The organism is Paraburkholderia sp. SIMBA_027 (assembly GCF_046535315.1).
Classification (GTDB): Bacteria; Pseudomonadota; Gammaproteobacteria; order Burkholderiales; family Burkholderiaceae; genus Paraburkholderia; species Paraburkholderia tropica.
This window is the reverse complement of record NZ_JAWRWY010000769.1, coordinates 1-265: the sequence shown is the minus strand read 5'-3', so window position 1 is coordinate 265 and position 265 is coordinate 1. Positions and strand designations below refer to the sequence as shown.

The following is a 265-nucleotide window of genomic DNA, read 5'->3' as shown; positions in this document are numbered from 1 at the left end:
CGGGGTTCACCAGGTGATGCCCGTCTCCGATGCGATGCGTGAGCTGATGGTGGCGAGCGCGGGCACGCACGAACTTGCACGTCTCGCCCGAACCGAACGGGTGGCCACGTTGCGCGACGCGGCGCTGGCCCGGGTGCGCGACGGCACCACGAGTCTCGCGGAAGCACTTGCCGCTACCGAGGTCGCATGAGCACGGTCACATCTCCTCAGCCCGCGGCAGTCGATTTGCGCTTCAGATGGCGCGGCGTCGACGCCGACGGCGTAC

General features: G+C 69.1%; 1 pseudogene. It reads left to right on the top strand.

From position 1 onward, the window contains the following. A pseudogene (locus SB764_RS41130) lies at nucleotides 1-190 on the top strand (GspE family protein); the annotation flags it as partial. Between the last annotated feature and the right edge of the window lie 75 nt (nucleotides 191-265).